The following is a 23,664-nucleotide window of genomic DNA, read 5'->3' on the forward strand; positions in this document are numbered from 1 at the left end:
AGCCCGCCGCGCCGCCCGCGCCCACGCCTGTGGCAAAGCAAAGCCCCTGGACGGCGCTGCTCAATCTCATTGTCAAACTGTTCGGAAGGGAATGAACCATGGCTTGCTATTCGAAATTCATCGTCGCAGTCGCGGGCATCGGCGTCCTGATCGGCCTTCAGCAGCTTCAGGTCGAAATCCCCGGCCTCGGCGGCGTGGTGCGAGACCTGATCGTCGGCGCCCTTGTGGCCGGCGGCGTTTATCGCATCCCGAACCAGGGCGCGTGACATGGAAGGCCGGGTCGAACTCATCACCGCCTACCTTCGCCAATCCTGGCCGCCGCTCGTCGTCGGCGCGGTCGCCGGCTTGATCCTTGGGCTGTTGCTATGAGCGCGCTCCTCGCAATCCTGTCGGCGCTCGCCGGCAACCGGACGATCATGGCGATCTTCGCCACGCTCGTCGGCGGCCTCGGGCTCTATGTCGCCGGCGGGGTCAACCGGGCGAAAAAGGATGCAGCCAGGCAAGCGGCTGAAAAACTCGTCGCCGCCGAGGACCGCCTCGAAATGGACCGCGAAGCGACCGATGTCGAGCGCTCGGCGCGCGACCTGCCAGACGAGGCAGCGCGGCGGGAGGCGATGCGATGGGCAAGGCGCTGATGATCGCGATACTGCCTGGGAGCTTGTTGCTCGCCGGATGCACAACGCCGGCCTCGGTCGGCAATCCGCGCCAGGTCTGGTGCGACCACAACCAGCCGCGCCGCTCGTCAGCTTCCGTCGTCGCGGCGATGACGCGGTCCGAACTCGACGAGATGAACGCCTATAACGGAAAGGGCGCCAGATGGTGCGGGTGGGCGCCATGATACAGGAGTTTCTCGATACGCTCGGCATCAAGGCGCCGGTGGTGGTCGCCGGCCTTTCCGGCGGCATTTTGCGGGCCTTGTCGCGCCACCGCTACAAGGTCCGCGAGATGGTGGCGTCGCCGATCTGCGGCGCGCTGGCGGCAGCCTATCTCACGCTTCCCGTGGCGCATTATTTTCGAGCGACCGGCCTGCCGGTCCCCGACGACGACACCACGACGCTGGCCGCGGCGTTCCTCATCGGCGTCTCGGCGATGTGGATATCGGACATTGTGTTCGAGGTGATGGTGCGGCGGTTCAAACCGGGGAGGGAAGAGTGAAGTCGTGCCTGGCGGAAGTTTAAAGCGCATCGGCTGGAGCATTCCTCGAGGCTTGATCCGAGGGCGTGTGGAGGTCTTGCGATGACGATATGCATATAAAAAGAATCTTGAAGCGTATCGCATGGGTCGGTTCAAATGCGACGCGTTCCCGGGTCTGTCGTTCGAGTAAATCTCACGGCAATTGCCGCCTATTGACAGAACTGGATCGACACGCCAATTTTTCGATGTAACGAGGAGAGGGCCTATGAAGAAAACCTACGAAAAGCCGATGCTCATCAAGAAGGGCAGGCTCGCGGCGATTGCTGCCGCGGTGGTGTCAAATGAGCCGGAAGTGCCGACACCGCAGTGAAGTCAATTCTTTGAGAGCCCGCCACGCCGAAAGGTGTGGCGGGCTTTTTTGCTTTTTTCGCACTCGGTCCATCTCACTCTTCGGCTTGGTGATCAAGATCACGCGTTGCCTCGCCGTTGCCAGTCTTGCGAAACCACGAGCGACCGTGCGGGTTAGCACGACGAATCTCGTGAGGATACCGCCATGCCAACTCGCCCAATCGTGTTGATAGCCGCCGGAGCGATCCTGTTTGCCGCCACAAGCATGGCTTACGGCCGGCCGGACACGCGCACCATGACGTGCGAGCAGACGCAGCTGCTGATCCAGAAACATCGCTCGGTCGTGCTGACCACCGGCCGCAACACTTACGATCGATATGTCCGCCAATTCGGCAATGAGTGCGATTGGCCGGAAGTGCCAACCGCCGCCTACGTCAAGACACGTGACGGACAGTGCCTGGTCCATCGCTGCCAGGAGCCGGTCTTCGATTTCCCGGATTGAGATACAGGCCCGTCGAAACAGATTCAATCGACGCTTATGGGTTAGAATCCGAAGAATTGCCGGCCGACCAGATATCCAAGCACGACGACCGCCAACGGAAACATGGCCGGCGCCACCCGGCTCACGAGAGAGCGGTTCACCGTTTCCCTAGGAATGTTCCTTTGCGCATTTCCGAGATTCTTGGTCATAGTCCGGTATAGTAGCAATCGCTGATTAACGATTCCCCAACGGGCCACGCCCGCCGCCCGTAAGCCGAGCGGGTTTTAGTCCTGTGTGGGCTATTTGAATTCCTGCGCCGTGCCGTCGACGAAGAGCACCGAAAGCGTGCAAATGACGCCGCTGATGTCTTTGCGGGCGACCGCCTCCAGGCCACCGGCCCACGGCAGATCGCTCACGTCGTAGATGAACTTGCTTGCTTCCAGGTGGAGGTCCGGATCGATCTTGATCTGGCCGATGACTGCCCCCGCTGCATCCTTGAACCATGCCGTGGCGTCGATCCTGTTGATCTCGCGATCGTTCGGATTGAAGACCTTCAAGGTGATGCCGGCGCTCTGGTCGCCGTGCGTGGTCGTCCATTCCAGCATTTCGAGAACGTCGGGCGAACCGTGCTCACATGCGGGCTTCGCATTCGCATCATGCGCGCAGAATATAGCTGCGATGAGCAGCAGTCGTTTCAAGCGCATGTCATTCCTCATCATCGCTGGAAACTATCGTCTCGGTCGAACAGGAGCAACGCACCTCCTGAGTGCGCCGGACTGGGGTGCGTTGCCGCACGCCGGAACCAATCGCCGCCCATTTGCTTTGGCAAGTAGCTCGCAAAGAAAGGAGCTGGACATGAAACCCCTCCATAGATTGCTTGTGGCGGGCGCACTGGCCTTGCCCCTGGCGACACCGGCTGCTGCCCAGACCCCCGATCAGACAGACGACCAGACCCCGTTCCAGTCCGGGCGTTGCCAGGCCGATCTACAGAATGGTGAACAGAAGCCGCCCGTCAATGGCAGCAACAAGAACAGCCTGTCCGACACGCTCGATCGTTGCGACGGCGTGCTGCAGCCACCACCGACGGGCGATCAAGGTCTGGCCGCGCCACCGCCGGACGAAGGCAAGACCCCGGTGATCAAGCCCGGCGAGGTGCCGGCCCAGCCGCCCAAGCAGTAGGCACCGTTCGCGCCTAAATCTCCGGCCTCAATGCGGGTGTCGCGTGGTCCTGGGGCGAATGCTCCTTGCGCTCTTGGCTTCACGCAACACTGTCACCGGATTGACGCCGGTCCACATCATGCCGGTCACCTCGGCGAAGCGGATGAATGCCCGCCGCGCCTGGTCGACGGTTAAGTGCCCGGCGCGCGCCGCGTTACAAGCCCGGACGGCCGTCTCGTAGATGGGACCGCGCCGGGCTGGGGACCATTCCTTCAGAAAATTCTGCATTTCAGCGAGTGACGCGATTTCACGTTTGAAGCCGGCACCGACGGCAATCGCCACAGGGGCGTCGAACTTCATGTCATCCATAAGAACCTCCCAGACAGAATCGCAGCGCGCTTTCAATGCAAATCTGGGCGATACGGTTCCCGATGCTATCGATAGGTCGTGGCGGTGCGACAGCCGATAGTGGCGGCCGGCAAATCCGTTGATCAATTAGTCTCGACTTACGGAACAAGAGGGATTTCCCGGCGTTTGCTCGCAGGGCTCGCCCATCTCGGCAGTGATGCTCTTAAAGCCACTGATGGCGAGCCTGCCAACAGCAACAGGAGAAGATGATGAAAATCCACCTTGTCCCTGCCGTGGCAGGGTTTGTTCTGCTGGCCGGCATAGGCGTGGCCGCTGCGGATCAGGTGATTGTCACACCCGAACAGCAGACCGTCATTCGCGAACATGTGCAAAAGCACCCGCTGGCGTCGGTTAGCCTGCTGGGCGTGGAACTCAATGTCGGTTCCGCTTTGCCCGACACGGTCGAACTCCAGGAGATCCCCGACGTGCAGTATAGATATGTGGTCGTTGACAATCATACCGTGCTGGTCGACCCCGGCACCCGCAGAATTGTGCAGGTCATAGACTGACCTAACCCGCCGTTCTCTCCGGAAGTTGAAAGAGAGAGCGGCGGGCTGTCTCTGGCCGCAGGAACGTGTTTTGTCTCGGGAATGAAGGAGCTATTTCCATGTTGCCGCGTGTCGATTCGCCCAATGTGGTCGCGGTCGTCGACAAATTGCTTGTAGAACGGGGAACTGGCCTCTTGTCGATGAAGGAGGTGATTGAGGTCGTGCGTGAGCGCACCGGAACGGAGCGCTCGGACGCGGATCTGGCGGGGCTGATCAAGAAGAAGGCGGCGTTGCTTGGTGTCGCGGTTCTGTCGGACAAAGGCTGAGGCCACCCAAGACGCCGATCGAAATTTCAGCTAAAACAGCTGTTGCTCACGGATTTGAATGGAACCGATGGAGGCAACAGTGACGGACGAGAGGCAGGAACGCATTCGCAAGCGGGCACACGCGATCTGGGAACAGGCCGGCCGCCCCGATGGCGCGCATCAGCAGCACTGGGACCAGGCTGCCGCCGAGATCGACAGCGAGGACAGCAAGCCGAAAGCGAAAGCGGCACCCAAGAAGCCTGCGGCCGCCAAGAGCAGCAAGCCGAAGAAGGCGTCTACCTAGCGACGCCAGTTGAAATCATCCCGTACAAGGCAGCACCGCTTCGTTCCGCTGTCGGAAATATGACCCTCTCTGCCGCGGACGGAGTTCGGCCCGTGCCGCGGCAGAAATTTGAATTGCTGGAATCCGAGTTCATCCCGGTTTTACTTGCCGCAATGGTTGTCGTTGACGGTCGGTGAGACCGAACCGCCAACCCTGTTCGACGCGTCGGGCTGCGCGCCTTGCGGGTTCAACGGACAGTTTTGATCGGCATTCGAATTCCAGCCGTCGGGCGCGCCGATGATGCTGTTGGTGATGCCGAAGTCAACAGCATTAGGAGCCGCGGGATTGGGATCTGCCGGGTCAACTACGACGCTTTTGTCGCTGCCAGTCCCAGCAGTGTTGCCGCCGGCGCTCTGGGCCATGGCCGAGGTGGCCAAACCCACCGCTAGTGCAGAAGCTGCGAGGATTTTCGTAAACATGGTTTGTCTCCATTTTTCGATTGTCGCCGCGGTGCGACTGTGGTGGAAACCGCTTGAGGTAGCGAAGGTTCCCGTAAAATTCTGGTCAGGAACCCCCCATTGCGCCTGTGACAAAGGCATCGGAAGAAACATCGAGTGGCCTCCCGGCGGGGAACTGAAACCACTTCCATGCATTTCAGCAGTCGTAGCAATCCGTTAGAAATCGAGGGGGCGGGGAGTACGTGAACGTCATCCAACAAGCGAGGGCCGGGATTCCAGGGGTACCGGCGATTGATTTGATGCAGGCGCTGCCTGTCGCCGTCTATACCACCGACAAACAGGGCCTGATCACTTTCTTCAATGAAGCCGCGGCAGATCTGTGGGGGCATCGTCCCGTCATCGGCGAGGATCGATGGTGCGGTTCATGGAAGCTTCGCCATCTTGACGGAAGCGCAATGGCGCATGACGAATGCCCTATGGCCATCGCTTTGCTTGAAGAGCGGGATGTTCGCTGGGGCCAGGCGATCGCCGAACGGCCGGATGGCCAGCTCATCCCATTCAGTGCGCACCCGGTTTTGCTTCGCGACGAAGCGGGCGCAGTGGTCGGTGCCATCAACACGCTACTCGATCTGCGTACCCAGACACTGGCCGACGAAACCCGCATGCGGCTTGCCGCCATTGTCGACTCATCGATGGATGCCATCGTTTCGAAAGATATCAATGGCATCATCACCAGTTGGAACGATGCGGCAGAGCACCTGTTCGGCTACACCCCGGCCGAGGCGATCGGCAAGCCGGTGACCATTCTCATTCCGCCCGGCCATCTCGACGAGGAAGTCTCGATCATCAGTCGCATCCGTGCCGGCGAGCGCGTGCCGAGCTACGAAACGATCCGCCTGCGCAAGGACGGCGCGCTCATTCCGGTGTCGCTCACCGTCTCGCCGATCCGCGACGGCATCGGGCGGATCATCGGCGCTTCCAAGATCGCGCGCGACATCAGTTCTTCCAAGGAGAGCGAGCGGCGCATCCGCTTGCTCATGCGCGAAGTCAATCATCGCGTCAAGAATCAGTACTCCGTCATCATTTCGATGATCCGCGAGACCAGCAAGTTGACGAGCACCCCGGAGGCATTCCTGGGGCAGGTGCGAGAACGCATCACGGCACTTTCGGAATCCCACGACCTTCTGGTCAACGCCGAATGGCGCGGCGCGACGGTCGGCGAACTCGTCCGGGCGCAGCTCAAGGCGTTCGCAGTGCAATCTCGCGTGTCGATGACTGGGCCGGCGGTCATGCTCCAGCCCAATGCCGTGCAATATCTGGGCATTGCCTTCCACGAACTGGCCACCAATTCGACCAAGTACGGAGCGCTGTCCCATCACGGCGGCCAGGTCGAAATCGAGTGGGATGTGACCATTGCCGCCGACGGCGCCGGCACTTTTCGCCTGATCTGGCGCGAACTGGACGGGCCGGTCGTGGATGCGATCGCGCGACGTGGTTTCGGAACCGTCGTTCTCAAGCGGGTCGCACCCCAGGCACTCAGTGGCAACGGACGGCTGGAGTTCGACAAGCAGGGCGTCATCTGGACGCTCGAAGCGCCATTGCGGTCTGTCGAAATGTCTCTTTCCGACATTGCCACCGGTTGAAGGATGAAATCCGGCTGGCACGATTCCCGGCTCGCGACTTGAGCCTATCGACGGGTGCGGCACCCAATCTGCGCCGGTTATTGGATGGGCAATCCTTTTTCCTGTTGTCCGGCTTCTCGTTCTACAATTTCACCACCCACACCTTGATCATCGCTCCCCAGTTCCATCGCATTCTGCGCGAGGAGGCTGCCCCTTGTGACGACGCCTGAATATCAAGGTTCCATGCAGCTTGTTCGGTGCAGGCTGTTTCCTCGGATATTCTCAAGGCGTTTTCCGAGATGTAGCTTTCTACATAGAGTATTATTAGAAAATTTTAATATAATCCTCCTACTCGGATTTTATCGTTGTATACTATTGACTTAATTAATCTTTCTGCCGAAGAAACTGTAAACCTTTCCCGCACGTAGTAAGAAATGCAACCGGCGATACGTGCGGTTGCTTTAGGCAACTACGACATGGAGAGTGTTATGACGTTCAAACTCAAAACAATCACCGGTGTGTTGGCGGGCAGCGCAGTCATCTTCATACTTTCGCTGCCGGCGAACGCTGGTGGTATCGGCGTTGGCGTCGGTGCATCTGTGGGCGGCAGCGGCGGCATCAATGCTGGCGTGGGTGCGTCCGTTGGTGGTGGCGGCGGGATCAAAGCCGGTGCCGGCGCGTCGGTAGGTGGCTCGAGCGGTGTCAATGCCGGCCTCGGCGCATCGGTGGGCGGTAGCGGCGGCATAAACGCCGGTGCCGGCGCGTCCGTCGGAGGCAGCAGCGGGATCACCGCTGGCGCCGGAGCAAGGGTCGGAAGCGGCGTCGCCGCCGGTGCCGGTGTCGGCGTCGGCAGCGGCATCAATGTCGGTCTTGGCGTCGGCATCGGGACCAATCCGAGCAACCCGTCCAATCCAAGCAACCCCAGCAACCCGAGCAACCCATCCAATCCGAGCAATCCGAGCCTGCCATCGGTGGTTGCCGACATGTCGAGCAGCCAGCTGGTGAGAATGAAGAAGCGCTGTGTGGACGTGCTCAGCAACGGAGGCACTTATGATCGTGACCTTCGCCAACTGTGCCTGCTGATCGCGCGCCGCTGATCAGACGCCATCCGGAAGGAAGTGTCGAACCGGCCGCGAGGCTTCGTCCACACTCTCCTAGCCTCCGGTTCGCCGGAAAGCCCGTCACGCAGTGGCGGGCTTTCTGTGCTTTGATGCACTCCTGCTTCAGCGACAAGTGCATCACTCCCGGCATTGACGCGACCATCGCCATCTTGTAATGAACAGGACTATACAGGTGCACTGAACAGGTATTCCATGGCACGCCGCGCGGTTCTGTCATCTCCTGGAACGGGCAAGCCCGAACAGATCGCGACTGTTCTCGAACATGAGATCCGCTCCGGCGTGCTCGGCTTCGGCGACCGCCTGCAGAGCGAGAACGAACTCGTCCAGCGCTTCTCCGTCAGCCGCAACACCATCCGCAAGGGTCTGGAGGAACTGTCGAGCCGCGGGCTGATCACCACCAAGGTCGGCATTGGCTCCTTCGTCACCTTCGATGGCATGCCCGTCGACGACGCGGTCGGCTGGTCGCGGGCACTTGCCAACGCCGGCGCCAATGCCGAGACACGCACACTCAGACTCGAAGTCATGCAGGACGCCGAACTGGCAACGAAGCTCGGCGTCGACAGCCCGTTCTTCATCGCCGTCGACCGGGTGCGCAGCAACGCGGATGACGGCCATGCCATCTCGATCGAGCGCAGCCGTCTGCCGCTGTCGCCGGAGCTGGAGGACGTGCCGCTGCGCGGGTTGCGCGAAGGCTCGCTGCACCAAACGCTGCGCGGTGCGGGGCTTGTTCCCGATCACGGCGAGGAATGGGTCGATATCGAAATGCTGAGCGCCGGGGACGCGGCGATCCTCGACTGCGGGCCAGGGACGCCGTTCCTGCGCACGCGACGGCTGACGCGTGCCGCCGACGGGCGCGCCATCGAGTTCGTTACCAGCCTGCTCAACCCGGCGCATTTCGCCCTTCATCTGGAGTTCTGAGATGATGGATCGGACCGAGACGATCGACCGGGCTATGGGCGCGCTCATCGGCGGCGCGCTGGGTGATGCGCTCGGCATGCCGACACAGCTCTTGTCGCCGGCGCGCATCGCCGAGCTCTACGGCCATGTCGAGGATTTCGTCGCACCCGTCGTCGATCATCCGGTGTCGAAAGGGCTGGCGGCCGGCACCATCACTGACGACACCGAACAGGCGCTTCTGCTCGGCCGCATCTTGGTCGCTTCAGGTGATCGCTTCGACCACACGCGCTGGGTCAACGCGCTGTTAGACTGGGAGTGCGACGTCAAGGCGCGCGGCAGCTACGATCTGCTCGGCCCATCGACCAAGCGCGCCATCGACGCCATCAACAATGGCGTGCCGGCCGAAGAAGCGGGAAGCGGCGGCGATACCAATGGCGCAGCGATGCGCATCGCGCCGGTCGGTATCATGATGCCGCTGGAGCCGCTCGACGCGCTGGTCGCCAAGGTAGCAGAAACCTGTCGCGCAACGCACAACACTTCGATTGCGATCGCCTCGGCCGCGGCAGTCGCCGCGGCCGTCAGTTGCGGCGTTGCCGGCGGCGACTGGCAAGCGGCATCGGACCGCGCGGTCGCGGCAGCCAGGCGCGGCGCGGCACTCGGTCACTGGGTCACCGGCGGCGACATCGCCGGGCGCATCGACTGGGCGAGGGGGCTCGTTCGCGGCAAGGCTGTTCCTGACGGCATCCGGCTGATCGTCGATCTGGTCGGCACCGGCGTGGCCAGCCAGGAATCGGTTCCGGCGGCTTTCGCGGTGCTGGAAATCGCCGGCGGCGATCCATGGCAGGCCGCCATCATCAGTGCCAATCTCGGCGGCGACACCGACACGATCGGTGCTATCGCCGCCGGCATGGCCGGCGCCTGCACGGGCTTTTCCCGGCTGCCGCAACAGCGCATCGCCAGGTTGGTCGGTATCGATTTGACGCAAGTGCGCTCGCTGGCTGCCGATCTTGTCTCGGCGCGGATCAGCAAAGCCGGTTCCGGCAAGGATGCCGCGGCACGAGCAGAGCTCGGCCTGACATGAGCGGGCGTCTGGTCCATATCGGCAGCGCGGTGGTCGACTATGTCTACCGCATCGACGCCTTGCCGACGCCCGGCACCGAAAAGACCGCATCGAGCTTTGCCCAGGTCGCCGGTGGCGGCTTCAACATGATGGTCGCGGCCAGCCGCACCGGCATGAAGGTCGTCTTCGGCGGCCAGCTTGGTACCGGACCCAATGGTGATTTCCTGCGCGCTGGCTTGGCTGCCGAAGGCATCACGACATTGACGCCGGCGTCACCCACGATGGACAGCGGCAATTGCGTCGCCATGATCAGCTGCGATGCCGAGCGCACTTTCGTCTCGTGGCCCGGCGCCGAGAGCGTGCTCAGCTTCGATATGATGGCGCCGGTCCGGGTTGCGCCGGACGACTGGGTATTCGCCTCCGGCTATACGCTGAGCTATCCCGGCAGCCGCGATGCGCTGGCCGACTGGATAGAGGCGCTGCCGGCGAATATTCCCTTCGTCTTTGACCCGACGCCGGTGATTGCGGACATTCCGCGTGCCATTCTTGATCGGGTGCTTGCGCGCACGACCTGGCTGAGCTGCAATATGGCGGAGGCGGTCGAGATCGCCGGCCCAGGCGATGTCGAGGCAATCGCCGCCCGGCTGCTTTCCAGCCATTGCCCGAAGGCTGAAGGCGTCATCGCTCGCGCCGGCGCAAAGGGCTGTTTCGTGCGGCTCGCCGACGGCGACACACAGACAATTCCTGGCTTCGAGGTCACGGCCGTCGACACCAATGGCGCCGGCGACACCCATATTGGCGCTTTTGTCAGTGCACTGTCGCGCGGTCTGCGGGCTTTCGAAGCGGCACGCTACGCCAATGCTGCGGCGGCGCTGTCGGTCACTCGTCATGGCGGGTCCTCGGCGCCGACGGATGAGGAAATCAAGACATTCCTGAGCCACATCGCCGGTCCGTCGAACGGAGCGGACGGCCGGAACCGGAAGGCTCATGCCTGACTGCCTGAAAACCTGACAAGCCCGGGAACCGGGCAAGCAAAAGAGAGGAACGAACATGCGCATGCCCAAACTGACTGCATTGCTGACGGCGACTGCCGTCTTCACCTCCGTACTTACACTGGCCGCCACTGCCGCCGACGTGCATGTGCTCAACTGGAAGGGCTACGGCGCCGACGAGCCGTGGGCGATTGCCGCCTTTGAAAAGGCGACCGGCAACAAGGTCGTCAACGACTTCTTCAATTCCGAACAGGAAATGCTGACCAAGCTGCGGACCAATCCCGGCCTCTACGACGTCGTCATGATCAACGCCGCCTTCAACGACCAGGCGATGGCGGAAAAGCTGATCCAGCCGATCGATGTGTCGAAGCTGCCGAACTACGCCGATATCAGCCCGGACAAGGCAGGCTCGCCGATGCTCGTCCGTGACGGCAAGGTCTATGGCGTGCCATGGGTGTGGGGGCTGACGGCGCTTGCGATCAACGAGAAATCCTTCGACACGCCGCCGACCAGCATCACCGAAATGTGGAATGAGGCCCATAAGGGCCGGGTGGTCATTCGTGATGACGCCGTCGAGGCGGTCCAGTTCGGCGCCATCGCCACTGGCCAGAACATCAACGACATCAAGGATATGGAAGCGGTCAAGGCGAAGCTGACCTCGCTGATGCCGCAGATCAAGACATTCTGGAGTTCGGAGAACGACTGGAACCAGATGGTCGCCTCCAACCAGATCGACATCGGCACCTATTGGAGCGGTTCGGCCGACCGCGCCAAGACGCATTTCAAGCTGCCGGTCTCGCTGGTGATCCCGCAGGAAGGCGCGGTCGCCTGGCTCGATGCCTTTTCCATTCCGGTCGGCTCCAAGAATGTCACTGGGGCCGAAGCCTTCATCAACTACATGATCGATCCAAAATTCTATGTCGAATGGGTGACCAAGGTCGGCGCGCCAGTGTCGGCCAACACCAAGGCAGTGGAAGCCCTTCCCGAGGACGCCTTCAACCGCAAGGTGATGGGCGATCCTGATGTCGCCAAGCGCATCCAGTTCCAGGCGCCGATCACCGACACCCAGCGCGAGGCCTATCTGGCGCTGTGGCAGCAGCTCAAGGTCGACGTGAAATAGATTGATGTCCCGACCAGCCGGCGGTCCTCGCCGGCTGGTTCTTCCGATCCTGGGGAGGAGGTATCATGGCGATACAGGGTGCGACCGCTTCGCGCAGCGGGCTGAGGTCGGCCTTGCCGCTGCTTCTTCCCGCCTATCTCTGGCTGACGGTGGCGATCTTCCTGCCTTTGTCGGCCATGGTCTTCTTCTCCTTCATGACCGATCTGCCTCTGTCGGGAAAGCCGTGGGCGTTCACGCTTGGCAATTATGCGGCCTTCTTTTCGCAAAGCCTCTATCCGACGCTGCTTTGGGCCTCGCTGCGCCTTGGTCTCGAGGTGACGCTATGGTGCATCGTCATCGGCTACCCCGCGGCCTATGTGCTGGCCAAGGTGCTAAAGGGGCGCAGCCGCGAGGCGATCTTCCTGCTCGTCATCCTGCCGTTCTGGTCGAACGGGCTGGTGCGCATATTCTCCTGGGCGATGGTGCTGCGCGAAGGCGGCATCCTCGACACCGCGCTCAACGCGGTGCTGCCGTTCAAGATCAACATCGATCTGATGTATTCCTATCCGGCTGTCATCATCGGCCTGGTGCACTCTTACGTGCCCTATATGGTGCTGACCTGTTATCTCACGCTGCAGGCCATAGACGATTCACTGATCGAGGCCGGGCGCTCGCTCGGCGCCTCGCGGCTGCAAATGCTGAAACGGGTGATCATCCCGCTCTCCATGCCGGGGCTGGTTGCGGGCGCGGCACTTATCTTTGTACCGGTTGTCGGCTCCTTCATGGAACCGCGCATTCTCGGCGGCCGCACCGGCACCTTCTACGGCACGGTCATCGAAGACCAGTTCGTTGCCGTCTTCAACTGGCCGCTGGGTGCTGCTCTCTCCTTCATTCTGCTGGCCGTCGTGTTGGTCATCCTGGCGTTGGCCGCACCGGTGTTGCGGAAGGCTGCGTGATGGCGACGACGCGTATCCTCGAATGGCTCGGCCGGCTCTACATCTGGCTGCTGCTCGCCTTTCTCTATCTGCCCATCATCATCATGGCGCTGATGTCGTTCAACGTTTCGCCCTTCTACCAATTGCCGTTCGAATGGACGACCGAGTGGTACGCCGCGCTGTGGCAGAACGAACAGTTGATCTCGGCCACGCGAAACAGCCTCGAAATCGCGATCATCACCACAATCATCAGCGTGGTGCTCGGCTCGGCGGCGTCGCTGGCGCTTTTCCGCTACGATTTCCGCGGCAAGAAAATCTTGCAGGCGCTGCTGTTTCCGCCGATCGCCATTCCGTGGCTAATCACCGGCACGGCGATGCTGATCTTCTTCTTCGGCGTCGGCATTGGGCGCGGCCTCTTGGCCATCCTGCTTGGCCATGTCGCCCTGGCGCTGCCTTATGTCATCGTCGTCGTCTCGGCCCGGCTGCAGACCTTCGCACCGGAACTGGAAGAAGCGGCGCGCTCGCTCGGCGCCAATCAGTGGCAAGTGACGCGGCGCGTGACGTTGCCCTGGATCATGCCGGGCGTCATTGCCGGCGGGCTGTTTGCCTTTGCCGTGTCGTTCGACCAGTTCGTGGTTTCCTACTTCCTGTCGACGCCTGGCCAGACGACGCTGCCCGTCGAAATCTACGCGGCGATCCGCAAGGGTTTTACGCCTGAGATCAACGCGGTCTCGACCATCATCATCGTCGTATCGATGGCGCTGATGCTGTTCGCGGCACGCTTCTTCAAATTCGGCGGGGGGAAATAATGGCCGGCGTGCAGGTATCGAATTTGTCGCGCAGTTTCGGCGCGCACAAGGCGCTTGACGATGTCTCGATCGATTTCGCCGATGGTGGTTTCTATGCGCTGCTTGGGCCGTCGGGCAGCGGCAAGACCACGCTTCTGCGACAGATCGCCGGCTTCGATTTCCCCGACTCTGGCCGCATTGCGATTGGCGGCGAAAGTGTCGAGCGGGTGCCGGTTGAGAAGCGGCGGATCGGCATCGTGTTCCAGAACTATGCGCTGTTTCCCAACATGAGCGTCGCCGACAATGTTGCCTTCGGGCTGTCGGTGCGCGGAGAGGCCAAGGCGGTGATTGCCGACGAGGTGCAGCGCGCGCTCGACCTCGTGCAGCTCGGCAAGCTCGGCAGCCGGCGACCGCACCAGCTCTCCGGCGGTCAGCGCCAACGCGTCGCGCTGGCGCGCGCCATCGTCACCAAGCCGCGCGTGCTTTTGCTCGACGAGCCATTGGGTGCGCTCGACAAGGCGCTGCGCGTCGACATGCAGATCGAGTTGAAACGCATCCAGCGCGAGATCGGCATCACCACCATCTTCGTCACCCACGACCAGGAAGAGGCGCTGACGATGAGTGACCGCATCGGCATCTTGCGCGACGGTCGGCTGGTGCAGGAGGGGCCGCCGGAGGAGATCTACGACAGCCCGAAGAGCGAGTTCGCCGCCACCTTCCTCGGCGATGCCAACATATTGCGCGGCGACACCACGGGCACCGGCATCCGACTGCCCGACGGCACGACGATCGCCGCCGGAGCTGGCGTGTCGCTAGCGGCAGGGACCAAGGCGAGCTGCGCTGTGCGGCCCGAACGCATTCGCATCGCCATCGATGCCGGGGTGCCAGATCAGACTTATGCCAATCTGCTCAAGGGCCAAGTCTCCAAGCGCATCTTCGCTGGCAACAACAGCACCTATTTCGTCGAGCGTGATAGCCAGACAATAAAGGTTATAGTGCAGAATACCGGCATCGAACGGCTGGTGGAGGGGCAGGATGTGATGCTCAGCTGGTCGCCGGAGAGCACGGTGCTGATCGCCGCGAGCTAGATCAGGCCGGCGGACTTGCCAGCCGGCCCGCAATCGGGGAGAGCATTGTCGGGGTGCTGCGAAAAGCGAAACAGCCGATGATGCTTGAACTGAGCGCGGACGACCAATCGATGCTGCAGGGCGAGCACGGCCCCGTAGCTGCTGCCGCCATGAAGATCCTGGTCGCGTTCTCGAACGCAGTAGGCGCGCCGAAGCTGCTCGATATTTCTGGCGCCCATATCGACGGTTGCCTGTATCATGGCAAGGCCGGTCTCGATTTCGTCGAGAGGCTGGTCGAGGGCAACGGTCGCGTCCTTGTGCCGACGACGCTGAACGTCGGCTCGTTCGATCTCATCCATCCCGGCATGGTGAAGATGCCGGCTGCGCAAGAGGCGCCGGCGCGGCGGCTGATGAAGGCGCATCTGGAACTCGGCTGCCAGGCGACCTTCACCTGCGCGCCCTACCAGACGCGGTTCCGACCGGGCTTCGGCGAGCAGATCGCCTGGGGTGAATCCAACGCCATCGTGTTCGCCAATTCGGTGATCGGCGCGCGGACCAACCGCTATGGCGATTTCATCGACCTGTGCTGCGCCATGACCGGGCGGGCGCCGGCCTGGGGCCTGCACCTGAGCGAAAACCGGCGCGGCCGGGTCCTGTTCGAGCTGACCGATGCCGACCAGGAACCGAGCGACGCCCTGTTCGTCGGCGTCGGACTGATCATCGGGCAAGCGACTGGCGATCGCATCCCGGTGATCTCGGGCCTGCCAAAACCGCGCGATGAGGATCAGTTGAAAGCGCTAGGCGCTGCCGCTGCGACGACGGGTGCTGTGGGGCTCTTCCATGCGGTCGGTATCACGCCGGAAGCGAATACGCTCGACGAGGCGTTTCATGGCATGGCTCCGGACGAGACGATCCGCATCACGCGCGCCGACATTGACCACGCGCTGGCAAAACTGTCGAGCGTGCCCGACGGCGCGCCGCTGGCGGCGGTGTCGCTCGGCACGCCGCATTTCTCGCATGAGGAATGGATGCGGCTGTTGCCGCTGCTGCGCGAGCTTGCGCCGAGCAGGGGCATCCCGATCTATGTCAACACCGGACGTGCCACGCTGACACGATTGCAGGACGAGGGCGCACTGGCCGGCATGGAGGCGTTCGGCCTGATTCCGGTTGCCGACACCTGCACCTATGTCACCGCCATCCTTGAGCGTCTCGACGGCGTGGTGATGACCAATTCCGGCAAATGGGCGCATTACGCGCCCGGCAATATCGGCGTGTCCGTTGCCTTCGCCGATATCAGGGATTGCATCCGTTCGGCGGCGGTGGGTCATGTCTTGCGGAGCGTGTCATGACGAGGCCTGTCGGACGCACCGGCATTTTCCAGCTGGCCGGCTCGGCGCAGGGCTCGGCGCTGGTGCTTTCGCAACCACTCAGCTTCTGGGGCGGCATCGACGCCGAAACGGGCGACATCATCGACCATTCGCATCCTGGCCTTGGCGAAAACGTCGCCGGCAAGATCCTGGTGATGCCGAGCGGGCGGGGCTCGTCCTCCTCGTCCTCGGTTCTGGCCGAGGCGATCCGCAGGGGCACCGCGCCGGCCGGCATCCTCATGGAGCGGCCGGATCCGATTCTTGCCGTCGGCGCGATCGTCGCAGAATTCCTCTATGGTATGAGTGTGCCGCTGGTCGTCTGCGACATATCCGGCATTGTCTCGGGCCACAGGATCGCGATCGGCCTCGGCGAGGATACCCGGGCGATCATCAGGATCTAACCCGCCATCAGCCCGGCCGCGCCACGCCGCCAATAGGCGGCCGCCAGTGTCTCGTCGCGGCCGAGCCCTAGTGTGCCGCGCCAGTGTTCGCGAACGATTTTCGCGGCAGCGGCTTCGGCGGCGAACCAGCCGAAGGCCGAACCGATGTGGGGCCATGCCACAGACCGGACGGCATTGGCGAGCCGCTGGTCTTCGCCCGCCGGCACGCCGTTTCTCGAAAGCCAGTGCAGCTCGATGCTGGTGGCATTGTCGATGGGTTGCTTTTCGGCCTCGTCGGCGATCTCGACGAAGGCCACGCCCTTGGTCTCGGCGGGCAGCGTCTCCAATAGCCGCGCCAGCGCCGGCAGGCCGGTTTCGTCGGCACCCAGCATATACCATGACGCTGGTCGCACCGGACGGCCTACCGGCCCCATGATGCCAACCTTCATGCCGGGTGCGGCCTGCATGGCAAAGCTTGCGCCGACGCTCTCGCCCGGATGGACGAGGAAGTCGACATCGATGAAGCCCTTTTCCACGTCGAGCGCACGAATGGTGTAGACGCGCGCCACCGGGCGCCTGTCATCCGAGGGCCAGGCCGGCAGGCCATTGCTGCCGAGCACGGGCCAGATCGGATCGGGGACGTTCCTGGTCGGAAACAACATGCGTATATGCATGCCGCCGAATTTCGCGAAACGCCCCAGATCCTCGCCGGCGAAGCGGATGCGGCGCATGTGCGGTGTGAGATCGCCGACGTGGGTGACGATCATCTCGCGAAATTGGGCGAGGCGGGTCTCATCAGCAAGATCGCCGGTCCAGACGATCTCGGGGTTTTCGTCCCTGGCATAGACCTGGACCGCGGTGGCCAACAGGTCCTTGATGCGGGCAAGGCCATCGCGGTCAGCGGCATTGGCCCGCATCACCAGCCGCTCCATGTCGAAGGAAGCGGCGCCGAAGGCAAAGCGGAAATCGATCCGCTGTCCCTCTTGCGAAGCATCGGCTTCGAAACTCAGCAGCCTGTCGCTGATACGATCCATGTAATGCGGCAGATGCCGCAGGTTCAGGCGCGCTTCGCAGGTCAGTCCGCTTGCCGATACTTCGCTCACGCTCAACCTCCGATTCTGCCGGTCAGCGCCACCTTGAAGGTGCGGCCCTTGCCCTGTTCAGTTGCCGCCGATGTCGACCAGGCGCTTTGCGGGTCGGTGTAGGCGGTGTTGAAGAGGTTATCGACAGCGAGATCGAGCCTGGCGTGGTCGTTGATGCGCCAGTTGGCGAAGACATTGACCAGGTCGAAACTGTCATTGACGACGGGCACGGCGTTTGGATTGGTGCGGCTGGTCCGGGTGATCTTGCCAACGCTGAGATACTGCGCGCCGACGGTGAGCTGGTCTTCCAGCATGCGGAACCCAAGCGTGGCTGAGAAGCGGTCGAGCGGGGTGTTGTTGAGCGCCTGGCCGGAATAGACGCCGCTGACGATCTTGGCATCGATCAGCGCGCCGGCAAGGTTCACGAAGCCCCAGCCATAGTCGTAGACCGCCTCGGCCTCGATGCCCTTCAGCCGCGCGTCGCCGATATTGATTGCCGTGCGCGGCAGGACGGTCAGGTCGACATCGATATAGTCCTCGATATCGGTGTGGAAGACGTTGACCTTGGCACGAAACAGGTCGCCGCCGGTCAGCACGTCGTCATATTTGAGATTGACGCCAGCTTCCCAGTTCCTGGCCGTTTCGGGTTGAAGAAGCAGATTGGGCACGTAGGTGTCGCCAGAGCCATGCGCGCCGCCGCCGCGATAAACATCCTGCAAACCGGGCGCCCGGTAGCCTTCGGAATAGGTGCCGTAGAGCTGGAAGCCTTCGAGCGGGGTCACGCCGACGGTGAGGCGTGGCGACCAGCGGTCGCCCGACATTGAGGCTTTCTCCGGCGGCAAGGTCTTTGTCTCGCCGTCGAGCTGGTAGCCGTCATAGCGCATGGCGGCAATGAGCTGGAGCCAGTTCTCATAGTCGCCCTGCCATTGCAGGAAGCCGCCATAGCCCTGCTGCTCGCCGGCGCCGAAATGCGCGGCTTCCGACGAGGCCTCCAGATAGTAGTAGTCGAGCCCGTAGGTCAGCGTGTGGGCCATCTCCCAGGCGTCGAAACGCGAGGAGTTCTTGACGTTGAAGCCCGTGGTGGCGACATCGTAGTAGCGGAAGTTGCCAGTTGCGGAAATCGGCCAGACCTGCGTCTGCTCGGCGCGCGTGCGGTTGTGGTAGGCGTTGGCGCTGAAGTCGATCAGCGCGTTGTCGTCAGGCTTCCAGGTGTAGGCAGCCGTGTAGGTCTGGTTGGTTGTGTTGGTGTCGTAGCGGCTAAGCGTCGGCGAGGTCGAGCCGCTCGATCCGGTGATCTGGTCGTTGTAGCGCTGCAGGATGACGCCGAGCTTCAGCTCATGGCCGTCGGCCGGGCGCAGGGTCGTCTTCATGTAGCCACTGGTCACCCGCTCGCCGGTCCACGGCACGGTGTCGCCATTGCCGTCGGTGTAGCTGTCGCGGTCGCGGTAGATGAGGTTGCCGATGATGTCGGCGTCTTCGCTGAAGCGATAGGCGCCGGTGGTGCTTGTGGTGAAGCCGTCGCCATTGTCCTCATAGCCGAGCTTTTCGCTCAGCGCCCAGCGCTCCTCCGGCTTGAGGAAGTCGCCGGCGTCCTTGGTCTCGAAGGAGACGACGCCGCCGATGCCGCCCGAACCATAGGCATTGGACACCGGTCCGCGGATGACGGTGGCTTCCTTGATCAGGTCAGGCTCGACATAGAACGATCCCGAACCGTGGCCGACGCGCCAGTAGTCCTGGCGGGCGCCGTCGAGCGTCACCACCACGCGGCCATACTGCTCCAGTCCGCGAATGTTGATGGCGGTCGCCGGATCGTCGCCGTTCATCGAGGCGGCGACGCCCGGCGTGGTGCGGAAGATGTCGGCAGCGGTATCAGGCTGGATGCGCTCGAGCTCTTCCTGATCGATGGCACTAATCGCGGCCATAGATTCGATGACCGCCGTCTTGATCATCGTCGCCGAGATGGTGATGACATCGAGCATGGTGGCCGGCTCGTCCTGCGCGGCGTTGGCCGGTGCGAGCCGGCCGGTCTTGGCAGAGGCGCCCTTCTTTTCCTGTTCCTGCGCGCTGGCCTGCGGCGCGGCGTATAGGCTCAGCGCGAAGGCGAGCGCGGTGCTCGCCATCAAAGTCGTGTTGGTTGTCGTTCTCATGTGATCCCAGCCCACAGGCAAAGCAAACTGCTGGCGGTGGCTGAGCGGCCTTGGCTGGCATGACGGAAATCCCTCGACCAACCGGGTCAGGGCATGGGTCACATATTAAAACATGATGACACAAGTCAACTTTAAATTTATAGGCCAACACCATCAGCGAAATCCTGACAGGAGTGAACAGCATGGTCGGCACTGAGGACGGGTGGGTGCATTGGTTCCGACCGCCGGGCAAGATCGCGACGGTGCTCATTGTGGCGCTGTCCGTGCTGGCGCCGTCCTGCGGCTTCAAGGCGCTGGCCGCCGAGACGGTGGTGGATGCGCTGGCGCGCACCGTCGCGCCGGGACCGGCGACGAGAATCCTCACGCTTGGCTCCGACGTCACCGAGATCGTGCATGCGCTTGGCGCCGGCGAGCGGATCATTGCTGTCGACCGCGGCAGCAAATACCCACCATCCGTCACGCAAAAACCCAATGTCGGCTACCGCCGCCAGCTCTCCGTCGAAGGGCTGGCCGGTCTGCGCCCTGATCTGATCCTGGCGGCTGAGGACAGCGGGCCACCCGAAGCGGTCGAGGTGCTGAAGTCGCTGGCAATTCCGATCGTCTTCATCCCCGAGGACAACAGCCCGCAAGGCATCGAACGCAAGATCACGCTGATCGCAGCGTCGCTCGGGCGCGAGGACAAGGGCAGGGTGGTTTCCGCCGAGGTGCTCGGCGCCTTTCAAGCCGCAGTCGATCTCGCATCGAAAGTTACCCCGGAGCGCCGCAAGAAGGTGGTGTTCTTCCACGGTCTGGTGCGGCTGAGCGCAGCCGGCGCCGGCACGGCGGCCGATGCGATCATCCGCTATGCCGGCGGCATCAATCCGATGGAGATCCTGAAGGGCTACAAGCCCGCATCGGAGGAGAAACTGATCGAGATGGCGCCCGATGTCATCCTGATGATGAGCGACGGCAAGGGCGGGCCGACCGCAGAGCAGGTGTTCGGCACACGCGCACTGAGCGCCACGCCGGCGGCGCAGAACAAAGCGCTGATCGTGCTGGACGGCGCCTATATGATCGGCTTCGGTCCGCGCACCGCCGATGCGGTCCGCGACCTTGCGCAGGCACTGTATCCAGAGGTGGCGGACGCGGATTAGGACATGAGCTTATGATATGCCCCGCCATTCCAAGGTCTATCGCAATTTCGCCGCTGAATATGATCGCCTGCAAGCCGAACGCGTCGCCGCGTTCTCGGAAGGTGTCGCCGACGTCAACAGCGGCGCCTATCCGGAAGACAGGCACATCGTGCACATGGACCCCAACGAACTCAGCCTGTTCATGAAGAAGGTACGGCGCAGTTTGAGCGAGCGTAGACCAGCTAGGGCAGCCAGGTCCCATTCGTCAGCGCCGCATATAGCGCTTCGGCCTCGGCGCCGAGCGGCCGGTCCTCCTTGAGCTGGGGAACAAGCGCGCGCATCGCGCCGTGAATTGCGGCAGTGGCCGGCGCCAGTGCGAACCCGTCGCGCAGGTCGACGGCCTGTGCTGCGGCCATCAGCTCGAAGGCGATCAGCCGCCGCCACAGCACGATCATCTCGGCGCATTTCGCAACGGCCAGCGGCGTTTGCGTGGCATGATCCTCGACGCCTTCCGAGACGGGAAGGAAGTCGAGCATCACCGGGTTGGCCTTATGGCGGATGCTGGCAAGGATCGCCGCCACCGTCTTCTGCAGCGGCACGAAACCGGCGGAGGCGCCGCCGACCGGCGACAGATATTTGGGCAGGCCGTGGCGGCTGGAGCCGGTGAGCTGGATGAAGCGGGCGGCGCAGGCCGCCGCACATTGAGCGATGGCGAGGCCGAGCGTCTCGAAGGCGAGCGCCAGCGAGGCGGTGTGGAAATTACCGGTCGACATAACCATGCCGTCGTCGCCGAGCACCAGCGGATTGTCGGCGGCGGCATTGAGTTCGATCTCGACGGCGCGCTTTGCCTGACCGATCGCCTCGGTCAGCGCGCCGTGGATCGACGGCATGCAGCGGATCGACAACGGATCCTGCAGGGTCTTCGGCGTCGGTGTCTCGTCGCGGGCCAGCAGGTCGCGCAGTTCCTTGGCGGCCTGCTCCTGGCCGGCGGCAGGCCGTGCCGCTTGCAGGCGCGGATCGAGGATTGTGCGATTGGCGCCGAGTGCTTCCATGGTCAGCGCGCCGGCCTGCTGTTGCTGCGCGAGGGCGGACAGCGCGTCGGCCGCTGCCAGCGCGCCGCTGCCGGCCGAAACCGCCGAGGCGTTGATCAGCGAAAGCCCGTCCTTGGGCGCAAGGCTTACGGGCGCGAGGCGCGCCATCATCAGCGCCTTGGCCGCCGGCATGCGCCGGCCCTGGTATTCGGCTTCGCCTTCGCCGATCAGCAAACGGGCAAGCGCTGTCATCAGCACCAGGTCGCCGGCGCCGATCGAGCCCAGTGATGGCATCACCGGATGGACGCCGGCATTGAGCGCATGGACCAGTGCGACAAACACGGCAGGCGACAGGCCGGAGCCGCCGGCCGACAGCATCGCTGCCCGGGCCAACATCGTTGCCCGCACGGTCTCGACCGGCAGCGCTTCGCCGACCGCGCCGCTGCGTCCTTCCAGGAGCTGGCGCTGGAAAGCGCTGGCATCACCCTCCACCGTGGTGCCGAGATTGGCGCCGAGCCCGGTGTTGAGACCATAAATCTGCTGGCCGGACACGGCGGTCTGGTCGAGTATCTTTCGCGCTTTGTCGAGCCGCTCCATGACGTCGGGTGCGACGTCCACCTTCCGCGCGTCGCGGGCGACCGAGGCGACATCCTCGATGCTGACGCCGGCTCCGGTCAGGACGAGCACGCTCATGCGAAGCGCAGCCTCTGGCCGATGCCTTGCGTCTGTGCCTTGGCCAGCATCGCCTTGCCCAGCGCAATGTCGGACAGCGACAGCCCGCGATGCCAGAACAGGATGGTCTCTTCATCGCTTTGACGCCCGCTCTTGAGGCCGGCGGCGATCTGACCGAGTTCGGCGTGCAGCGTCTGTTCGCTCAGCCGTCCGGTCTCGACATGGGCACGCAGCGAGCCGAACTTGCCGCCCTTGCACTGGCCCCAATCGTCGACGACCATCTTCTGCATGATGTCGGTCAAGGAGAGCTCCACCGCGCTCATCGTGCCATAGGGCACCACCAGCGCGCCGGGCTTGATCCATTCGGTTTTGAGCAGCGGCTGCGGCTCCGGCAGGCGCGAGGCCTCGACGACGATGTCGGCGCCCTCGACACAGCTTTTCCAGTCGGCCACCGCCGTGACCTTCTTGCCGAGATCGGCGGCAAGCTTCGCGGCAAAGCCGTCGCGGCTTTCCGGCCGGCGCGAATGGACGCGGATTTCGTCGAAGTCGAAGAGATGGTCGAGCAGGCGCACATTCCAGTAGGCGGTGCCGCGGGCGCCGATATGGCCAAGCACTTTCGACGTCTTTTTCGCCAGATGCTTCGCGCCAATGGCGGTGACGGCGCCGGTGCGCATATCGGTGATGACAGTGGCATCGAGTATGGCGCGCGGCGTGCCGGTGCGCGGATCGAACAGGTTGAGGATGCCGAATTCCGACGGCAGGCCGTGCAAATAGTTGTCGACATAGTCGCCGACGATCTTGACGCCAGCCGCATCCAGTGGCGCGACGTAGCCGCGCAGAACATTGAAATGGCCGTGGAAGGACGGGTCCGGCTCGAGGTGGACGCGCGGCTCGATCACCGTCTGGCCGTTGCCCTGAGCCACCAGGCCCGCCTCGACCGCATCGACGATTTCGGCGTCGGTCATTGCAAGGGCTTCGATGTCGAGGGCGTTGAGATAGTCGATGTAGATTGGTTTCATGCACACAGTTCCTGCTCAGAAAAGATGAACCGAAATCGCGAAGTGTCAAAGGCTGGTTCGATGGCGAGGTTCAGTCATCGCATAGCAGCTCGCGACACGACACGAAAGTTTGTTGGTCCATGTCTGGACGGCGCCGCCCAAATGCTGTTCAAACCGGTGCGTCATCGATTTGCCGGACAATTGTTCGGTTGCCGATGGAGCTTCGGACAC

At 62.9% G+C, this 23,664-nt stretch carries 30 protein-coding genes and 1 pseudogene; 24 read left to right on the forward strand and 7 right to left on the reverse strand.

The window, feature by feature from the left end:
• The first annotated feature begins 98 nt into the window (after positions 1–98).
• The 6 genes from CN311_RS32675 to CN311_RS21995 all read left to right on the forward strand — a co-directional run bounded on the left by CN311_RS32675 (position 99) and on the right by CN311_RS21995 (position 1,984).
• Positions 99–266, forward strand: a complete 168-nt coding sequence (locus CN311_RS32675) for a hypothetical protein (RefSeq protein WP_165779797.1) — start codon at positions 99–101, stop codon at positions 264–266.
• Between the two features lie 99 nt (positions 267–365).
• Positions 366–635, forward strand: coding sequence for a hypothetical protein (locus CN311_RS21975; protein ID WP_097575804.1), 270 nt, complete (start codon positions 366–368; stop codon positions 633–635).
• Positions 620–838 (forward strand): hypothetical protein, encoded by a 219-nt coding sequence (locus CN311_RS21980; RefSeq protein WP_097575805.1) that lies wholly within the window; start codon positions 620–622, stop codon positions 836–838. Before CN311_RS21975 ends, CN311_RS21980 begins: the two co-directional genes overlap by 16 nt.
• The gene (locus CN311_RS21985) at positions 817–1,155 is read left to right on the forward strand and encodes a hypothetical protein (RefSeq protein ID WP_165779798.1); all 339 of its coding nucleotides are present in this window, start codon (positions 817–819) and stop codon (positions 1,153–1,155) included. The genes CN311_RS21980 and CN311_RS21985 overlap by 22 nt, the downstream gene beginning before the upstream one ends.
• 244 nt (positions 1,156–1,399) lie before the next feature.
• Positions 1,400–1,504 (forward strand): hypothetical protein, encoded by a 105-nt coding sequence (locus tag CN311_RS21990; protein WP_097575806.1) that lies wholly within the window; start codon positions 1,400–1,402, stop codon positions 1,502–1,504.
• Positions 1,505–1,687: 183 nt separating this feature from the next.
• Positions 1,688–1,984, forward strand: coding sequence for a hypothetical protein (locus CN311_RS21995; RefSeq protein WP_097575807.1), 297 nt, complete (start codon positions 1,688–1,690; stop codon positions 1,982–1,984).
• Between the two features lie 278 nt (positions 1,985–2,262).
• On the opposite strand, the gene CN311_RS22005 is transcribed toward CN311_RS21995, so the two are convergent.
• Positions 2,263–2,667 carry a hypothetical protein gene (locus CN311_RS22005; RefSeq protein WP_133117235.1) on the reverse strand — a complete coding sequence of 135 codons (405 nt, stop codon included), beginning with the start codon at positions 2,665–2,667 and terminating at the stop codon, positions 2,263–2,265.
• 151 nt (positions 2,668–2,818) lie between these two features.
• Here CN311_RS22005 and CN311_RS22010 point away from each other — a divergent pair, with 151 nt between their 5' ends.
• Positions 2,819–3,142 carry a hypothetical protein gene (locus tag CN311_RS22010; protein ID WP_097575810.1) on the forward strand — a complete coding sequence of 108 codons (324 nt, stop codon included), beginning with the start codon at positions 2,819–2,821 and terminating at the stop codon, positions 3,140–3,142.
• A gap of 27 nt (positions 3,143–3,169) precedes the next feature.
• Here CN311_RS22010 and CN311_RS22015 read toward each other — a convergent pair whose 3' ends face one another.
• Positions 3,170–3,490, reverse strand: coding sequence for a DUF982 domain-containing protein (locus CN311_RS22015; RefSeq protein WP_097575811.1), 321 nt, complete (start codon positions 3,488–3,490; stop codon positions 3,170–3,172).
• A gap of 248 nt (positions 3,491–3,738) precedes the next feature.
• On the opposite strand from CN311_RS22015, the gene CN311_RS22020 reads away from it, so the two are divergent.
• The 3 genes from CN311_RS22020 to CN311_RS22030 all read left to right on the forward strand — a co-directional run bounded on the left by CN311_RS22020 (position 3,739) and on the right by CN311_RS22030 (position 4,626).
• Positions 3,739–4,038, forward strand: coding sequence for a DUF1236 domain-containing protein (locus CN311_RS22020; protein WP_097575812.1), 300 nt, complete (start codon positions 3,739–3,741; stop codon positions 4,036–4,038).
• A 98-nt stretch (positions 4,039–4,136) separates the two neighbouring features.
• On the forward strand, positions 4,137–4,343 hold the full coding sequence (locus CN311_RS22025) for a hypothetical protein (RefSeq protein WP_097575813.1): 207 nt from the start codon (positions 4,137–4,139) through the stop codon (positions 4,341–4,343).
• A gap of 79 nt (positions 4,344–4,422) precedes the next feature.
• On the forward strand, positions 4,423–4,626 hold the full coding sequence (locus CN311_RS22030; RefSeq protein WP_097575849.1) for a DUF2934 domain-containing protein: 204 nt from the start codon (positions 4,423–4,425) through the stop codon (positions 4,624–4,626).
• Between the two features lie 140 nt (positions 4,627–4,766).
• Here CN311_RS22030 and CN311_RS22035 read toward each other — a convergent pair whose 3' ends face one another.
• On the reverse strand, positions 4,767–5,216 hold the full coding sequence (locus CN311_RS22035) for a hypothetical protein (protein ID WP_342586705.1): 450 nt from the start codon (positions 5,214–5,216) through the stop codon (positions 4,767–4,769).
• 146 nt (positions 5,217–5,362) lie between these two features.
• Here CN311_RS22035 and CN311_RS22040 point away from each other — a divergent pair, with 146 nt between their 5' ends.
• From CN311_RS22040 to CN311_RS22095, 12 genes are all read left to right on the forward strand, one after another.
• A complete protein-coding gene (locus CN311_RS22040) occupies positions 5,363–6,706 on the forward strand; it encodes a PAS domain S-box protein (protein WP_097575815.1) in 1,344 nt (447 codons plus the stop codon).
• Positions 6,703–6,915: a hypothetical protein gene (locus tag CN311_RS22045; RefSeq protein ID WP_097575816.1), complete on the forward strand. Its 213-nt coding sequence runs from the start codon at positions 6,703–6,705 to the stop codon at positions 6,913–6,915. The genes CN311_RS22040 and CN311_RS22045 overlap by 4 nt, the downstream gene beginning before the upstream one ends.
• A 258-nt stretch (positions 6,916–7,173) precedes the next feature.
• Positions 7,174–7,782 carry a hypothetical protein gene (locus CN311_RS22050; protein ID WP_097575817.1) on the forward strand — a complete coding sequence of 203 codons (609 nt, stop codon included), beginning with the start codon at positions 7,174–7,176 and terminating at the stop codon, positions 7,780–7,782.
• A gap of 216 nt (positions 7,783–7,998) precedes the next feature.
• Positions 7,999–8,724 (forward strand): GntR family transcriptional regulator, encoded by a 726-nt coding sequence (locus tag CN311_RS22055; RefSeq protein ID WP_097575818.1) that lies wholly within the window; start codon positions 7,999–8,001, stop codon positions 8,722–8,724.
• A 1-nt stretch (position 8,725) separates the two neighbouring features.
• A complete protein-coding gene (locus CN311_RS22060; RefSeq protein WP_097575819.1) occupies positions 8,726–9,784 on the forward strand; it encodes an ADP-ribosylglycohydrolase family protein in 1,059 nt (352 codons plus the stop codon).
• Positions 9,781–10,758 carry a PfkB family carbohydrate kinase gene (locus CN311_RS22065; protein WP_097575820.1) on the forward strand — a complete coding sequence of 326 codons (978 nt, stop codon included), beginning with the start codon at positions 9,781–9,783 and terminating at the stop codon, positions 10,756–10,758. Before CN311_RS22060 ends, CN311_RS22065 begins: the two co-directional genes overlap by 4 nt.
• Before the next feature lie 55 nt (positions 10,759–10,813).
• The gene (locus CN311_RS22070) at positions 10,814–11,875 is read left to right on the forward strand and encodes an ABC transporter substrate-binding protein (protein ID WP_097575821.1); all 1,062 of its coding nucleotides are present in this window, start codon (positions 10,814–10,816) and stop codon (positions 11,873–11,875) included.
• Positions 11,876–11,940: 65 nt separating this feature from the next.
• Entirely contained in the window at positions 11,941–12,810 is an 870-nt protein-coding gene (locus CN311_RS22075) for an ABC transporter permease (RefSeq protein WP_165779799.1), read from the forward strand.
• Positions 12,810–13,598 carry an ABC transporter permease gene (locus tag CN311_RS22080; RefSeq protein WP_097575822.1) on the forward strand — a complete coding sequence of 263 codons (789 nt, stop codon included), beginning with the start codon at positions 12,810–12,812 and terminating at the stop codon, positions 13,596–13,598. The genes CN311_RS22075 and CN311_RS22080 overlap by 1 nt, the downstream gene beginning before the upstream one ends.
• The gene (locus CN311_RS22085) at positions 13,598–14,665 is read left to right on the forward strand and encodes an ABC transporter ATP-binding protein (protein WP_097575823.1); all 1,068 of its coding nucleotides are present in this window, start codon (positions 13,598–13,600) and stop codon (positions 14,663–14,665) included. The genes CN311_RS22080 and CN311_RS22085 overlap by 1 nt, the downstream gene beginning before the upstream one ends.
• A 77-nt stretch (positions 14,666–14,742) precedes the next feature.
• The gene (locus CN311_RS22090) at positions 14,743–15,993 is read left to right on the forward strand and encodes an aconitase X (RefSeq protein WP_097575824.1); all 1,251 of its coding nucleotides are present in this window, start codon (positions 14,743–14,745) and stop codon (positions 15,991–15,993) included.
• The gene (locus CN311_RS22095) at positions 15,990–16,412 is read left to right on the forward strand and encodes an aconitase X swivel domain-containing protein (protein WP_097575825.1); all 423 of its coding nucleotides are present in this window, start codon (positions 15,990–15,992) and stop codon (positions 16,410–16,412) included. The genes CN311_RS22090 and CN311_RS22095 overlap by 4 nt, the downstream gene beginning before the upstream one ends.
• On the opposite strand, the gene CN311_RS22100 is transcribed toward CN311_RS22095, so the two are convergent.
• Both CN311_RS22100 and CN311_RS22105 read right to left on the reverse strand, forming a co-directional pair.
• On the reverse strand, positions 16,409–17,494 hold the full coding sequence (locus tag CN311_RS22100; RefSeq protein ID WP_097575826.1) for a siderophore-interacting protein: 1,086 nt from the start codon (positions 17,492–17,494) through the stop codon (positions 16,409–16,411). The genes CN311_RS22095 and CN311_RS22100 overlap by 4 nt on opposite strands.
• A gap of 2 nt (positions 17,495–17,496) precedes the next feature.
• Positions 17,497–19,620: a TonB-dependent hemoglobin/transferrin/lactoferrin family receptor gene (locus tag CN311_RS22105; protein WP_097575827.1), complete on the reverse strand. Its 2,124-nt coding sequence runs from the start codon at positions 19,618–19,620 to the stop codon at positions 17,497–17,499.
• A gap of 182 nt (positions 19,621–19,802) precedes the next feature.
• On the opposite strand from CN311_RS22105, the gene CN311_RS22110 reads away from it, so the two are divergent.
• Positions 19,803–20,753, forward strand: coding sequence for a heme/hemin ABC transporter substrate-binding protein (locus CN311_RS22110; protein WP_097575828.1), 951 nt, complete (start codon positions 19,803–19,805; stop codon positions 20,751–20,753).
• A 16-nt stretch (positions 20,754–20,769) separates the two neighbouring features.
• Positions 20,770–20,946, forward strand: a pseudogene (locus tag CN311_RS33495) (3-methyl-2-oxobutanoate hydroxymethyltransferase); the annotation flags it as partial.
• 28 nt (positions 20,947–20,974) lie between these two features.
• Here CN311_RS33495 and CN311_RS22120 read toward each other — a convergent pair.
• Together CN311_RS22120 and CN311_RS22125 are read right to left on the reverse strand one after the other, a co-directional pair.
• Positions 20,975–22,456: an HAL/PAL/TAL family ammonia-lyase gene (locus CN311_RS22120; RefSeq protein ID WP_097575829.1), complete on the reverse strand. Its 1,482-nt coding sequence runs from the start codon at positions 22,454–22,456 to the stop codon at positions 20,975–20,977.
• The gene (locus tag CN311_RS22125; RefSeq protein WP_097575830.1) at positions 22,453–23,454 is read right to left on the reverse strand and encodes an ornithine cyclodeaminase family protein; all 1,002 of its coding nucleotides are present in this window, start codon (positions 23,452–23,454) and stop codon (positions 22,453–22,455) included. Before CN311_RS22125 ends, CN311_RS22120 begins: the two co-directional genes overlap by 4 nt.
• Between the last annotated feature and the right edge of the window lie 210 nt (positions 23,455–23,664).

This window comes from Mesorhizobium sanjuanii (assembly GCF_002529485.1).
GTDB classification, from domain to species: domain Bacteria; phylum Pseudomonadota; class Alphaproteobacteria; order Rhizobiales; family Rhizobiaceae; genus Mesorhizobium; species Mesorhizobium sanjuanii.

Bases quoted from the DNA above. Each gene is read 5' to 3' on its own strand.
- CN311_RS32675 (WP_165779797.1), top strand. From the start codon at position 99: ATGGCTTGCTATTCGAAATTCATCGTCGCAGTCGCGGGCATCGGCGTC.
- CN311_RS21975 (WP_097575804.1), top strand. From the start codon at position 366: ATGAGCGCGCTCCTCGCAATCCTGTCGGCGCTCGCCGGCAACCGGACG.
- CN311_RS21980 (WP_097575805.1), top strand. From the start codon at position 620: ATGGGCAAGGCGCTGATGATCGCGATACTGCCTGGGAGCTTGTTGCTC.
- CN311_RS21985 (WP_165779798.1), top strand. From the start codon at position 817: ATGGTGCGGGTGGGCGCCATGATACAGGAGTTTCTCGATACGCTCGGC.
- CN311_RS21990 (WP_097575806.1), top strand. From the start codon at position 1,400: ATGAAGAAAACCTACGAAAAGCCGATGCTCATCAAGAAGGGCAGGCTC.
- CN311_RS21995 (WP_097575807.1), top strand. From the start codon at position 1,688: ATGCCAACTCGCCCAATCGTGTTGATAGCCGCCGGAGCGATCCTGTTT.
- CN311_RS22005 (WP_133117235.1), bottom strand. From the start codon at position 2,667: ATGCGCTTGAAACGACTGCTGCTCATCGCAGCTATATTCTGCGCGCAT.
- CN311_RS22010 (WP_097575810.1), top strand. From the start codon at position 2,819: ATGAAACCCCTCCATAGATTGCTTGTGGCGGGCGCACTGGCCTTGCCC.
- CN311_RS22015 (WP_097575811.1), bottom strand. From the start codon at position 3,490: ATGGATGACATGAAGTTCGACGCCCCTGTGGCGATTGCCGTCGGTGCC.
- CN311_RS22020 (WP_097575812.1), top strand. From the start codon at position 3,739: ATGAAAATCCACCTTGTCCCTGCCGTGGCAGGGTTTGTTCTGCTGGCC.
- CN311_RS22025 (WP_097575813.1), top strand. From the start codon at position 4,137: ATGTTGCCGCGTGTCGATTCGCCCAATGTGGTCGCGGTCGTCGACAAA.
- CN311_RS22035 (WP_342586705.1), bottom strand. From the start codon at position 5,216: ATGTTTCTTCCGATGCCTTTGTCACAGGCGCAATGGGGGGTTCCTGAC.
- CN311_RS22040 (WP_097575815.1), top strand. From the start codon at position 5,363: ATGCAGGCGCTGCCTGTCGCCGTCTATACCACCGACAAACAGGGCCTG.
- CN311_RS22050 (WP_097575817.1), top strand. From the start codon at position 7,174: ATGACGTTCAAACTCAAAACAATCACCGGTGTGTTGGCGGGCAGCGCA.
- CN311_RS22055 (WP_097575818.1), top strand. From the start codon at position 7,999: ATGGCACGCCGCGCGGTTCTGTCATCTCCTGGAACGGGCAAGCCCGAA.
- CN311_RS22060 (WP_097575819.1), top strand. From the start codon at position 8,726: ATGATGGATCGGACCGAGACGATCGACCGGGCTATGGGCGCGCTCATC.
- CN311_RS22065 (WP_097575820.1), top strand. From the start codon at position 9,781: ATGAGCGGGCGTCTGGTCCATATCGGCAGCGCGGTGGTCGACTATGTC.
- CN311_RS22070 (WP_097575821.1), top strand. From the start codon at position 10,814: ATGCGCATGCCCAAACTGACTGCATTGCTGACGGCGACTGCCGTCTTC.
- CN311_RS22075 (WP_165779799.1), top strand. From the start codon at position 11,941: ATGGCGATACAGGGTGCGACCGCTTCGCGCAGCGGGCTGAGGTCGGCC.
- CN311_RS22080 (WP_097575822.1), top strand. From the start codon at position 12,810: ATGGCGACGACGCGTATCCTCGAATGGCTCGGCCGGCTCTACATCTGG.
- CN311_RS22085 (WP_097575823.1), top strand. From the start codon at position 13,598: ATGGCCGGCGTGCAGGTATCGAATTTGTCGCGCAGTTTCGGCGCGCAC.
- CN311_RS22090 (WP_097575824.1), top strand. From the start codon at position 14,743: ATGATGCTTGAACTGAGCGCGGACGACCAATCGATGCTGCAGGGCGAG.
- CN311_RS22095 (WP_097575825.1), top strand. From the start codon at position 15,990: ATGACGAGGCCTGTCGGACGCACCGGCATTTTCCAGCTGGCCGGCTCG.
- CN311_RS22105 (WP_097575827.1), bottom strand. From the start codon at position 19,620: ATGAGAACGACAACCAACACGACTTTGATGGCGAGCACCGCGCTCGCC.
- CN311_RS22110 (WP_097575828.1), top strand. From the start codon at position 19,803: ATGGTCGGCACTGAGGACGGGTGGGTGCATTGGTTCCGACCGCCGGGC.
- CN311_RS22120 (WP_097575829.1), bottom strand. From the start codon at position 22,456: ATGAGCGTGCTCGTCCTGACCGGAGCCGGCGTCAGCATCGAGGATGTC.
- CN311_RS22125 (WP_097575830.1), bottom strand. From the start codon at position 23,454: ATGAAACCAATCTACATCGACTATCTCAACGCCCTCGACATCGAAGCC.